Here is a 12,947-nt window from a genome sequence, read left to right as displayed (position 1 = left end):
AAAAGGCTTCCAGATGGAAGCCTTTTTTGTTTCATCCCTTAGCAAGACGCAGACTTATGCGTCTTCCCACACCACCCGATGTTTGCCCTGTTCCTTGGCGCGATACAGGCGTTTGTCCGCCTGTTCAATCAAGTCACTCGGTGCGTCGTCCGATTGCGGCGTCATGGTGGCGACGCCTATGCTGACGGTGAGCCATGCTCCCGATGCAGCATGTGCATGCGGGATTTGCAGGGTTTCCACCGCAGCGCAGACTTTCTTGCCCGAGATGACGGCACCATTGATGCCGGTCGCTGGCAGGATGATGGCAAATTCTTCGCCGCCGAAACGTGCGCTCAGGTCGGCCGGACGCATGGCGCTGGCTTCCAGTGATTTGGCGACTTGCTTCAATACCTGATCCCCGGCGACGTGGCCGTAGGTGTCGTTGTATAGCTTGAAGTTGTCGACGTCGATCAGCAGGATGGAGAGCTCTTGCTGTTCGCGACGCGCGCGCTTCCATTCTGCACTGAGGTAGTCATCGAAGTAACGACGGTTGGCAATACCGGTCAGGCCGTCGGTGTTGGTCAGGCGCTGCAGTTCGAAGTTACTTTTTTGCAGTTGCTGCTGGCTTTCGCGCAAGGCACGATAAGCCGCATCACGTTGCAACAAATTGTTGTACGAGCGTGAGTGATAACGGATGCGTGCGATCAGTTCTATCGTATCTGGTAGCTTCACCATGTAGTCGTTGACGCCTGTCGCGAAAGCATCGCGTTTGACTTCAGCATCTTCGCGGGTCGACAGCACGATGATAGGAATGTCGCAAGTCGTTGCGTTCTGGCGGTACTGGCGTACCAGCGTCAGGCCGTCCACACCAGGCATCACCAGATCCTGCAGGATGACGGTGGGTTTGGTCTTTTCTGCGACGCGTAAAGCTTCATCTGCACGCGCGCAATAGTGGAAGTCGATGTTCGGATCATTCAGCAAGGCGCGCCGTATTGCTTCGCCGACCATGGGCTGGTCATCTACCAGCAAAACCATGATTTTGTATTCTTCAGCCGGTAGATGGATTCCGAGTTCGCTGTCGCTCAGTGCGGAAGATTCCATATTTTTTACCCCTAGATTCAATTAAACAGATGGACTAATTTTTGTGCAATGCCGGATACGGGCAGTATGTCTGTCGCTGCATTCAGTGCAGCGGCAGCTTTCGGCATCCCGTATACAGAACTGCTTTCCTGATCCTGCACGATGGTGTGATATTTATGATCGTGCATCGCCTTCAGGCCGAGCGCGCCATCGCGTCCCATGCCGGTCAGCAGTACTCCCACGGCCTTCCCTTGCCATTGCTGCACCACGCTGTGAAACAACACATCGATAGACGGGTGATAAATATCCGTCGGTGACTCTGCGACATAACCAAGGCTGTCGCGATTTTTGATTTGCAGGTGCTGGTTGGTACCAGCAATGAAGACGGTGCCACTCAGCGGCTGATCGCCTTCTTTCGCCACGCGCACACGCAAGGCGGTTTGTTGTTGCAGCCAGTCCGCCATGCCATCGACAAAGGCTGGATTGATGTGCTGCACGATAACGACTGCGGCCGGAAAGTCGGCAGGCAGGCCGCGCAAGAGTTCGGCCAGGGCTGCCGGGCCGCCGGCAGAAGCACCGATCACGACCAGTTTGTTGGACAGATCTGGTGCACGGATGGCCACCGGCTTCTTTGCAGGAGCCGGTGCTTCCACCTTCTTGCTCATGCGTGCGACTTTTTCTATCTTCGCAATTAATGCGGCCGCGCCCTGCTGGAAGTTACCACCGGTCATGACTGGCGTGGTGACCACATCCAGCGCGCCGTAACCGAGTGCTTCATACACCTTGACGGCATTCGCGCTGATATCAGCTGTCACCAGCAGTATCGGGCAAGGTGTTTTTTGCATGATGCGACGCGTTGCTTCGGCGCCGTCCGCATTCGGCATGATGATGTCCATCAGAACCACATCGGGTAATTGCCATGCGCACATCTCTGCTGCCTGTACACCGTCCTGAGCGACCCAGATGAGTTGATGTGCGGGGTGCTCTGCCAGCGCCCTGCGCAATATCTCAACCACCATGGGGACGTCATTGACGATGCCGATTTTCACGCTCAGGCCGCTCCTATCAGGTCGGTGACAGCCTGCAGCAGGCTCTCGTCGTGGAAACTGCTCTTGGTGAAGTAGTAATCAGCCCCGGCATCAAGGCCGCGTTGCCTGTCTTCTTCCCTGTCCTTGTATGACACGATCATCACCGGCAGTGCTTGCAGGTTAGGCGCTTGTCGTATCAATGACACCAGCTCTATGCCATCCATGCGCGGCATGTCGATATCAGTGATGACGAGGTCGAAGTGTTCGGTGCGGACCGCGTTCCAGCCATCCATGCCATCGACCGCGACGACAACCTGGTAACCACAATTGCTCAACAGCTTGCGTTCCAGTTCACGCACGGTCAGCGAGTCGTCGACCACCAGTACTTTTTTGCGTTTGACGTCGTTCAGATTCTTGTTGCCATGCTGGACCACATCCAGCTTGCCGGCGGCGGTCAGCTTTTCTACCGAGCGCACCATGTCGGCCACGTCGAGTATCAGTACCGGATCACCATCTTCCATCAGCGCACCGGCCAGTACATCCGGTATCTTGCCGAGACGGCTATCGAGAGGTTGTACCACCAGCATACGTTCACCGAGGAAGGCATCGACTGCCAGGCCGTAAGTGTGTTCGTGGTCACCGATGACAACGACCGAGACCAGGTCATCCTTGGCGCGCAGTTCACCCTTTTGCAAAATCTGATGCGCGCTGACCAGGCCGATCTGACGACCATCGAAAGTGAAGTGCTGCTGTCCTTCCAGCATGGCGAGCTGATCGCGGCGTAGTTCCAGCGTGCGATTTACGTATGCCAGCGGGAATGCATAAGGTTCATCGTTGATGGTCACCAGCAGGCTGCGGATGACGGACAGTGTCAACGGCAGTTGCAGCTGGAAGCGGGTTCCTTGCTGCACGGTGCTGGAGATACGTATGGTGCCGCGCACCTGCTTAAGCATATTGCTGACGACATCAAGGCCGACGCCGCGACCGGAGATATCGGTGACGGTATCGCGCAGGCTGAAGCTGGGCAGCAACAGGAATTCCAGCAATTCGGCTTCGCTCAACTGCGCGACCGTGTCGGCATTCGATAGCTTGCGCTGGATGATGGTCGCGCGCAATTGATCGAGATCGATACCGGCGCCATCATCGCTGACGTTTACCAGCAACATACCCGCACTATGACGTGCTTCCAGCGTGATCGTGCCTTGCTCCGGTTTGCCTGCAGCTTTGCGCAGTTGCGGACTTTCTATGCCGTGGTCGATGGCATTGCGCAGCAGATGGCCGATAGGCGCTTCCAGTTTTTCCAGGATGTCGCGGTCTATCTGTGTTGCGTTACCTATGATGTCCAGCCGTACTGATTTGCCCAGCGCATGGCCAACGTCGCGCACCATACGCGCATAACCCTGCGTACCATCGGCAAACGGGCGCATGCGGCAGGCCAGTGCTTCGTCGTATAAACGTTGCGATAAATTCACCGAGCGGCGGTCAAATGTTTCCAGTTCACCCAGCTGGTCGGCGACCATGTGCTGGCACTGCATCATCAGCGTGCGCACTTCGGATAGCGCGGCTTGCGTTGCTTCATCCGCAGTTTGTGCGGATAACTGTTGATGCAGCAGATCGAGTGCCTGGCCTGCTTCACGCTGTGTACGTTTGAGGCGCAGGATGGAGGCAGTGAATGGTTTGAGGCGACGTGATTCAACCAGTGATTCACCGCTTAGGCTGAGCAGGCGATCAAGATTCTTTGCGTTGACGCGCACCGAACGTATGCTGCTTTCGCGGCTATCTGACAGCGCTGCACCATTGCCTGTTGGTCGTGTGTCGGTTTCAGGGATAACAGCTTCAATTACTTCTGCCGCCTGTTCTGCCGTGCTGCCACCATCATCCGGCTCTGCGATTGCGGTAGTCAGTTTGGCGATGAACGCCGTGATCTCGGGTTTTCCCGCGTGGTCGCCCCAGGTTTCATCATTGTTTGGTGGATTGGCGATGCGCGTCAGCAGATCGACGCCTTTGAGCAAGACATCGATTTGCTTGCGATGCAGCAGCAATTCGCCACGCTGCGCCAACACGAAACAATCTTCCATCACGTGCGCGACATCAACACCTGCAGCGAGGCCGATGATACGCGCCGCGCCTTTGAGTGAATGTGCAGCACGCATGCAGGCTTCGAGCTGATCGGCCGAACGCGGATTTTGTTCGAGTTCCAGCAAGCCTATGCTGAGGACATGCGTCTGGCTTTCCGCTTCCTGGCGGAACAGCTCCAGCATGGACATTTGGCTCAGGTCGGGCGAGCTCATGTCAGGCTCCGGTTCAGCGCGTAAAACAAGAGATTGCAATCAAGCAGGCCTATCTTCTTGTCCTTGCTGACGATCATCGCTTGCGTGTAGGTCGTGTGTGATTGCGCCACGGTAGATGGCACCGTTTGCAATTCGGCCTGGGTGTAGCGTTGCACGCCCAGTACTTCGTCTACCGGGAAGACCAGTGTTTGTCCCTGGTGTCCGACTACCAGCAGGCGCTGGATGGCAGCTGCTTCGCCACGTTCCGCGCCCAGCATTTGCGTCAGCGAGACGCATAGCAGCAGCGAGCCGCGTATATTGCTTAAGCCCAGGATCGCGCGATTGGTCTGATGCGGTAGTGTGTGGATAGTGCGTTGCTCGGCGACTTCGATGATGGCGTCAGTCGGCAAGGCCAGCCATTCAACACCGGCGCGGAAGATCAATGCAGACACAGCAGTTTCGCTGCGAGCCAGGCTTTGCGCACCTTGGCCCCAGTCGCTGATTAAATCTTCTGCCGTCATGGGACGGTCGAGCAGAGCCGAAGCACCCGCCGCATAGGTCGGGCAATTCAGGCAGCGGAAGTAGTCTTGCAGTTTCGGGCAAGTGCTGTCGCCGCGTACACCGATGCGATTCCAGCAATCATCGATTTTTATGCTCATGGCCGCATTACCTGTTTGCAGTTGTTCATGCATGCGGCTGCTCCTGTGTACCTGCTACGCGTTGTGCACGTTGTTGCATCAGGCGGGCACCGGCAGCATCACCCTGTGCGGCCAGCAGTGCCGCCAGATGCGTCAATGCTTCATAGTGATTCGGTTGCAGGTAGATCGCCTTGCGATAGTGCTGCATGGCGTCGTTGGTATCTTGTCTGGCGTCGCTGATCAATCCCATCAGGTAGTGAGCGGCGGCATTCGGGCCGTTCTGCTGCATGTATTCCTTGCACAGTCGTGCGGCTTCTATCAGTTCACCCTGGTTCGCGCATTGCATGGCGCGTGCGAGTATGGCGTCGCTGGAAGGAGTTTCCACAGATGGACTGGCCTGGGGTGCAGCAGGTGCCAGCGGCGGCACATTCGCAAACGGTTTGCGGATGGGCGGTACCGGTGGCAGCGCCTGCATCTTGATCGATGGAGGTACATCGATTTTTTTAAGCTTGTGAATAGCGGCGGCAGGTAAAGGCGTGCTGCGCTTTTTAAAAGCGAATGCGAGTGGTATTCCGGCTGAGACCAGATTAGGTCGCAGCATCACGCCTGCTTCTGCCGGTCCGACGAAGATGGTGCCTTGCGTATGCAGGAGTCGGTCCAGTACTTCCACCGCCTGTTGTTGCATCTCGCGATCGAAGTAGATCAGGACATTGCGACACAGCACAAAGTCATACGCTTTTTCATTGATGAGGAAGTCAGGCGCGAACATATTGCCGTGCCGGAAGTGCACGCGCAGGCGCACTTCTTCCGATAAGGTCGATACTTCCTTCTCAGTACTGAAGTGACGGTCGCGATAGTCGAGCAATTTGCCGCGGAAGGAATTGCGTCCATATACGCCACGTTCCGCAGTCGCGAGCGAACGGTGACAGATGTCGATCGCATCAATATGGAAGTTGGCTGGCGGGATGCCTGCGTCGAGCAGAGCCATTGCTACCGAATACGGTTCTTCGCCGGTAGAGCACGGCAGGCTGAGCACGCGTACGCAACGCTCCGGCTGTTCGGCGATCTGCGCACGCGCCATGCGTGCCAGCGATAGTATGGCTTCGCGATCACGGAAGAACCAGGTTTCCGGCACGATCACCAGTTCGATTAATTCTTGTAGTTCCGCCGGTGCTGATTGCAAGGCCAGCAGATAGGCGTCCTGATTCAGTCCCAGCGTCGCCATGCGTTCGCTGACCGCGCGCTCTATCAGCCCCATGCCGACGGAGGCGACGTCCAGCCCCATGCTGTGCCGGAGCAGACTGGCGATGCGGTTGAGCGTGCTCATGCGCTGGCCGCTTCCGGAAAGAGCAAGGTTTGCACCGATGCATCGAGCAAGTCCTGCACATTGATGCGCTGGATCAAACCGTCATCACGACGCAAGACCGGCCCCAGGTACGCAGCATCTTCGTTAGATAGTCCCGAGTGGCTGAAGTCAGCCGGATCGCAGCGCAGGGTGTCGGTGGCTTTTTCCACCACCAGTCCGAGCAATTGTGTCGCCTGTCCTGCCGGTGTGTAGTGCACCAGCACCAGTCGGGTGCTGAGGCGCGCTGCCGCTGGCTGACCGGTTGCCAACAAACTGATGTCGAGGACCGGAACGTGTTGACCGTTGTAATTGAACAAGCCCTGCACCCATGCCGGCGTGCCTGGCACTTTCTTGAACTGCGCGAGCGGCAACACGAGCGCGACTTGCGCCGCTTCCAGCGCATAGCGATCACGCCCGATCTGAAAGAGCAGGAAGAGCATTTTTTGTCCGTTACCGGAGGTCATATCAATCTTCCGTCAGGCCGAAACCTTGAAGCGCGACACGCCGTTACGCAAACCGTTGGAGACCAGATGCAATTCATCGATGGCCTGGCTGGATTGCTGCAAGGACTCGACGGTTTGCTGTGCGGCTTCGCTCAGTTGTACCAATGCCTGATTGATTTGTTCGGCGCTGTTGGCTTGTGCCTGCATGCCTTCGTTGACGACCTGGAAGCGTGGCGCCAGTGCCTGCACCTGCGCAATGATTTGCGAGAGCTGGCTACCGACTTGCTGTACTTCCTGCATGCCGCGACGTACCTGGTCGGAGAATTTATCCATACCCATCACACCCGCTGCAACCGCAGACTGGATTTCCTTGACCATCAGTTCGATGTCATAGGTAGCGACCGCAGTCTGATCGGCCAGACGACGGATTTCGGTAGCGACTACCGAGAAGCCACGGCCATATTCACCGGCCTTTTCTGCTTCGATCGCGGCGTTCAGCGAGAGCAGATTGGTTTGATCGGCGACCTTGGTAATGGTGGTGACGACTTGATTGATGTTGCCTGCTTTTTCATTCAGGATCGCCAGCTTGCCGCTGACCGAACCAGCGGCATCCATCACCGCCTGCATCGTGTCTTCCATCCGGGTCAGGCCGGTCTGGCCACTGCCCGCCAGTGTTGCTGCCTGTTCCGATACCAGCGACACTTCATTCATGGTGCGTACCAGGTCGCGCGAGGTGGCAAAAATTTCGCGGGAAGTCGCGCCGATTTCCGTCGTGGTAGCTGCGGTTTCCGCTGCGGTTGCCTGCTGCTGTTTGGAAGTGGCGGCAATTTCGGTAACCGAAGTTGACACTTGTCCGGATGATTTTTGCGCTTGTCCGACCAGGATGGTGAGCTCGTCGGTCATGCGGTTGAAACCGGAGGCCAGGTGTTCGAATTCATCCTTGCGTTCCAGATGCAGGCGTTGCGAGAAATCGCCGGAGCGCATGACGTCGAGTATGCCGATCAGTTTTTGCATAGGTACGGTAATCGCACGCAGCAGGAAGTAACCCCAGATGATCGCCGCCAGCAGTGCGACGACGAGTGCCGCAATCATATTGATCTTGGCTTGATGCACCGAGTCTATGATGTGCTGCGCCGATTGATCAGCGATGATTTTGTTGTTCTCTGTGATTTTCTGGATCAACGCATGCGCGTCTTTCCATGCCGGGCGCAATTGCTCGATGAATAATTTGTGTACCAGCGGCGAGGAACGGCTCAGATCCTGACGCAGGATTTCCTGCTGGACCTGCTGATACTTTGCGCGTGCCTGTTTGAATTCTTCGAATTGCGCTTTGTCATCGGCAGCGAAGATCGATTTTTCGTACTCCGCCTGCAAGCTGTTGATGTGGTCGCTGTTGACTTGCAGCTTGGCCAGATCGCTCTTGCGGTTCGCTTCACTATCAGCGATTTCCGCGATCTGCTGCGTCAGCATGTAGTTTTCAAACCAGTAGGCATTGATCATCGCGCTGGCATGCAAACCAGGTGTCGAGTCTTCCTGCAGGCTGCTGGCTGCGTCATCGATTTTTGCCAGTCGTACCCAGGCTACCGCCGCCATCAGGGCCATCACCAGCAGAATGAGCGCAAAGCTTCCGAGGATCCGTTGTTTGATTGTCCAATTTTTCATGTGGGCAGACTTTCTGGCGTTTGGTTTTTATAAGGTGAGCAGGTAGGAGCGCGGCTTTGTTTTAATGTGTCTTGCCTCTGGGCATTATGGCGGAATAGGTAGTCGAATGCCATATTTAAGTGCGCCGCAAGCGTTAACAAAAGTGAGTAAATACTGGGGTAATTCCGGGGGCAAATCAACTTGCGCGCGGATACGGCACAACACTTTTGGTAAAACGGCTGGATGCCGGTGCAGCGGATGTGCACCAGAGGGGGCGGACTATGGGAAGTTCTGGCGGCCAGGCCGCCAGTCAGAGCTGATTATCTGGGTGTGCCAGATCCGGCTTCAGACCGGATTGGCGATCCACCAATAGCCTATGCCGCTGCCACTGCGCAAAACATAACGAACGTTATTGATGAAGCGTTGCGGGAATTTGCCTGCATCCTGGCTGCTGCCGACTTCCTGCAACATGCTCTGCACCAGTTCGGCGGACTTGCTCTGACTCAGGCGCGGATTGACGGCGGCCGCGACGACTTTAGAAATCGCCAGGACATTGCTGCGGTTTTCAGCCGCGGCGCTATTTTCCGCGACCAGAGCGGTGACGCTGGTGATGTGACCGCTGTCCTTGGAAATTGCGGCCGTCAACGAGATCCCACTCGGGAAGGTTTGCTGGAAGTAGTCATGCACGGGGCCGTGCTGTACTTCGACCTTGTTGATTTTGAACGACTGGCCGTAAGCGCGGGATGCCGCATTGAAGGCACTGGCGAACTGTTCTGTCGTCAGTTCGAATTCAGCTTCCCGGTTCAGGCTGCTATGGCGCTCCGGCGCATCGCTGCTCCGGGTTTCGACTGCTTTGCCGCAGGCGACTAAACATAACGCCAGCAAGGCGCACGTTATCGTCTTCATGTCTCCTCCGTGGCCCTCGCTACGCGCTGGCCCTGTCTGTCTGGTATGTCTTTATATTTTTTGTGCGGCCTCAAAAGCTCCGCGTTTTCGCCAGATTACACCAATCAGGCATGTTATTTGCGGGTTTTGTGCGGTTTTCAGCGCCTTTTTGCAGGCAAGTTACGGAAAAATGTATGGACGGAAATATTTTGCGCGATAGGCGTAAAATCGTTGTCCTCGCACTGTTTACAACCTAAAACAGTACCAAACTGACAAATTTGTCAGTTTCTGGTCAGCAAGCAGACATGGACAGCGCGGTATATTGGCGGCCTAGTGGCGCTTTATGTCCAAGGCTCTCGCAGTATGCTGTAGCAGGATAGTCATACTGAGATGCAGCTCCAGCGGTATCCCAAACAAGAACGGAAATTATTCGATGTGGATTGTCAGAATCGCTTTGCGGCGGCCGTATACCTTCCTCGTGATGGCGCTGCTGATTTTTCTTGCCACGCCTGTCGCGCTGACGCGCATGGCGACCGACATTCTTCCGGAAATCGATATTCCGGTCATCAGCATTATCTATAACTACAACGGTTTGTCCGCCCAGGAGATGGGGCAGCGGGTGACGGCTGTTAATGAGCGGGTGTTGACGACGACCGTCAACGATATCGAGCACATAGAATCGCAAACGGTGGCCGGGGTGGCCGTCATCAAGGTCTTCTTCCAGCCTGGCGCGAGTATCCAGACCGCGATTGCCCAGGTGACTTCGGTCTCGCAAGCGATCCTGCGCCAGATGCCGCCCGGCATGACGCCGCCGCTCATCATCAAGTATTCTGCGTCCAGCATTCCAGTCATACAGCTGGGCTTATCCAGCCCGACCATGTCGGAACAGGGTTTGTTCGATATCGCCCTCAACTCGGTACGTACCAAGCTGGTGACCATCCCCGGCGTCGCAATTCCCTATCCTTACGGTGGTAAGAGCCGTGTCGTTTCAGTCGACCTGGATGCGCAGGCCTTGCAGTCCAAAGGTTTGTCGCCGACCGATGTTGTCAATGCGGTCAATGCGCAAAACCTGATCCTGCCGGGCGGTACGGCCAAATTTGGCGGCACCGAATTCACCGTCAATATCAATGGTTCACCGCGCGTACTGGATGAGCTGAATGACTTGCCGGTGCGCACCGTGAATGGCGCTATTACGTATCTCGGCGAAGTGGCACATGTGCGCGACGGCTTCACGCCGCAAACCAATATCGCCAGACAGGATGGCCAGCGCGGCGTGCTCTTGTCGCTACTGAAAAATGGCGGTGCCTCGACCTTGGAGATTGTCGATTCAGTGCGTGCTTCGCTGGCGGAAATCATCCCGACCCTGCCGGATGACGTGAAGGTTACTGCCTTGTTCGACCAGTCGGTTTTCGTCAAGGCGGCAATCAGCGGCGTGATGCATGAAGCACTGATCGCAGCCTGCCTGACCGCGACCATGATCCTGCTTTTCCTTGGCAACTGGCGCACCACCTGCATTATCGCGATTTCGATTCCATTGTCGGTGTTATCTTCGATACTGGCGCTGCATGCGCTGGGCGAGACTATTAACATCATGACCTTGGGCGGACTGGCGCTGGCGATCGGTATCCTGGTCGATGACGCGACCGTCACCATAGAAAACATAGAACGCTATCTGCATTTGGGACATGACCTGGAAACGGCGATCCTGGAAGGTGCAGGTGAGATTGCAATTCCGACCCTGGTTGCGACCCTGTGTATTTGTATCGTCTTCGTCCCTATGTTCTTCCTGACTGGTGTTGCACGTTATCTGTTCGTGCCGCTGGCCGAGGCAGTGATGTTTGCAATGATCGCGTCCTACATCCTGTCGCGTACGCTGGTGCCGACGCTGGTGATGCTGTTCATGCGTAAATCGCACGGTGCTGGCCAGCCTGCAGTGCAGGACAAACCGAATTTGTTGCAACGTGTCTACCTGAGTTTCGATGCGCGTTTCGAGCGTATGCGTCGCGGCTACATCCTGGTTCTGAGTGCACTGCTGCCGCGTCGTCGTTTTTATGCAGCGGTATTCCTCGGCTTCACGGTGTTGTCCAGCGGCCTGTATTTCACATTGGGACAGGACTTCTTCCCTAGTGTCGATGCTGGTCTGGCGCGTCTGCATTTCCGCGCACCGACCGGCACCCGCATTGAGGAAACCGCCCGCCTGGCAGATGAGATAGAAGCGGTGATACGCGAAACCATCCCGGCCAATGAACTGGAAACCGTGCTGGACAACCTGGGCTTGCCATACAGCGGTATCAATCTGTCGTATAGCAACGCCGGCACCATAGGCACTTTCGATGGTGAAATCCAGATTGCGCTGAAGAAAGGCCATGCGCCGACCAATGACTATGTGAAGCAATTGCGCGCCGAATTGCCCAAGCGTTTCCCGGGCATAGAGTTTTACTTCCAGCCGGCCGATGTGGTGACGCAAATCCTGAACTTTGGTTTGCCTGCCGCCATTGACGTGCAGTTCGCCGGGAACAACATCAAGGAAAACTATCGCCTGGCTGCGCAGTTGCAGAATGCAGTGAAGCAAATCCCGGGCGCAGTCGATGTCTACATCCGTCAGCGTATCGACCAGCCTGCGATGCAATTGACGATGGATCGTAGTCGTTTGCAGCAAATGGGTTTGAGTGCTTCGAATGTGGCGCAGAATCTGTTGATCCCGCTGTCCGGCAGTTCGCAGACGGCCCCGGCGTTCTGGCTGAATCCGGCCAATGGTATCGCTTACAACATCACCGTACAGACGCCGCAGTACAAGATAGACAGCCTGGATGCGCTGATGCAAATCCCGGTTGGGACCGGCAATGCGAACACGCCTACTCAATTGCTGAGCAATCTGGTGGACGTCAAAACCAGTCGTGAACAATCAGTCGTATCGCGTTACAACATCATACCGGTGATTGATCTGTACGTCAGCGTCAGCGGGCGTGACCTTGGTTCGGTGGCGCGTGAAGTGGAGAAAGCGATAGAACCGATACGCGCGCAATTGCCTAAGGGCTCGAAGATCAATATGCGTGGCCAGGTCGAAACCATGCAGTCGTCCTTTGTCGGCCTCGGCATCGGCTTGCTGATGGCGATCGTGCTGGTCTACCTGCTGATCGTGGTCAACTTCCAGTCGTGGATAGATCCGCTGATCATCATCACCGCCCTGCCTGCTGCGCTGGCCGGGATCGCGTGGATGCTGTTCCTGACCGGTACTACGCTCAGCGTACCTGCGTTGACAGGTGCAATCATGACGGTCGGTGTGGCGACGGCAAATAGTATTCTGATGGTGTCGTTTGCACGGCAACGTTTGCTGGCTGGCGAGCCGCCATTGTCGGCGGCGCTGGAAGCGGGTGCCACGCGTCTGCGTCCGGTGCTGATGACGGCGCTGGCGATGATCATCGGTATGTTGCCTATGGCTTTGGGCTTTGGCGAAGGCGGCGAGCAAAATGCACCGCTGGGCCGCGCCACTATCGGTGGTCTCTTGTTTGCGACTGCCTCCACTCTATTCTTTGTGCCGCTGGTATTTGCCGGTGTTCATCAATTCCTGGCGCAGCGTGCAGCCAAAAAAGGTTTGCCGCCGCCCCATACTGCAGTACTCGAAGGAAATAGCTGAT

At 56.3% G+C, this 12,947-nt stretch carries 9 protein-coding genes; 1 reads left to right on the top strand and 8 read right to left on the bottom strand.

Features of this window, described 5'->3' with window-relative positions; translation table 11 throughout:
* Positions 1–54 precede the first annotated feature (54 nt).
* The 8 genes from H7U06_RS01115 to H7U06_RS01080 all read right to left on the bottom strand — a co-directional run bounded on the left by H7U06_RS01115 (position 55) and on the right by H7U06_RS01080 (position 9,330).
* Positions 55–1,080 carry a diguanylate cyclase gene (locus H7U06_RS01115; RefSeq protein ID WP_175624399.1) on the bottom strand — a complete coding sequence of 342 codons (1,026 nt, stop codon included), beginning with the start codon at positions 1,078–1,080 and terminating at the stop codon, positions 55–57.
* Between the two features lie 17 nt (positions 1,081–1,097).
* A complete protein-coding gene (locus tag H7U06_RS01110) occupies positions 1,098–2,108 on the bottom strand; it encodes a chemotaxis response regulator protein-glutamate methylesterase (protein ID WP_175624398.1) in 1,011 nt (336 codons plus the stop codon).
* 2 nt (positions 2,109–2,110) lie between these two features.
* Positions 2,111–4,378, bottom strand: a complete 2,268-nt coding sequence (locus tag H7U06_RS01105; RefSeq protein ID WP_175624397.1) for a hybrid sensor histidine kinase/response regulator — start codon at positions 4,376–4,378, stop codon at positions 2,111–2,113.
* The gene (locus H7U06_RS01100) at positions 4,375–5,049 is read right to left on the bottom strand and encodes a chemotaxis protein CheW (protein WP_254873103.1); all 675 of its coding nucleotides are present in this window, start codon (positions 5,047–5,049) and stop codon (positions 4,375–4,377) included. The genes H7U06_RS01105 and H7U06_RS01100 overlap by 4 nt, the downstream gene beginning before the upstream one ends.
* Complete coding sequence (locus H7U06_RS01095) at positions 5,042–6,322, bottom strand: CheR family methyltransferase (protein WP_175624396.1); 1,281 nt, start codon at positions 6,320–6,322, stop codon at positions 5,042–5,044. The genes H7U06_RS01100 and H7U06_RS01095 overlap by 8 nt, the downstream gene beginning before the upstream one ends.
* Positions 6,319–6,804: a chemotaxis protein CheW gene (locus tag H7U06_RS01090; protein WP_175624395.1), complete on the bottom strand. Its 486-nt coding sequence runs from the start codon at positions 6,802–6,804 to the stop codon at positions 6,319–6,321. The genes H7U06_RS01095 and H7U06_RS01090 overlap by 4 nt, the downstream gene beginning before the upstream one ends.
* 12 nt (positions 6,805–6,816) lie before the next feature.
* A complete protein-coding gene (locus H7U06_RS01085; RefSeq protein WP_175624394.1) occupies positions 6,817–8,445 on the bottom strand; it encodes a methyl-accepting chemotaxis protein in 1,629 nt (542 codons plus the stop codon).
* A 324-nt stretch (positions 8,446–8,769) separates the two neighbouring features.
* Positions 8,770–9,330: a hypothetical protein gene (locus H7U06_RS01080; RefSeq protein WP_175624393.1), complete on the bottom strand. Its 561-nt coding sequence runs from the start codon at positions 9,328–9,330 to the stop codon at positions 8,770–8,772.
* Between the two features lie 412 nt (positions 9,331–9,742).
* On the opposite strand from H7U06_RS01080, the gene H7U06_RS01075 reads away from it, so the two are divergent.
* A complete protein-coding gene (locus H7U06_RS01075; protein ID WP_175624392.1) occupies positions 9,743–12,946 on the top strand; it encodes an efflux RND transporter permease subunit in 3,204 nt (1,067 codons plus the stop codon).
* Position 12,947: the final 1 nt, after the last annotated feature.

Origin of the sequence: Herminiimonas sp. Marseille-P9896, from assembly GCF_903993245.1 — a bacterium.
GTDB classification, from domain to species: domain Bacteria; phylum Pseudomonadota; class Gammaproteobacteria; order Burkholderiales; family Burkholderiaceae_D; genus Oxalicibacterium; species Oxalicibacterium contaminans.
Note: the sequence above shows the minus strand (reverse complement) of the source record. Positions and strands in the feature narration are given on the sequence as shown.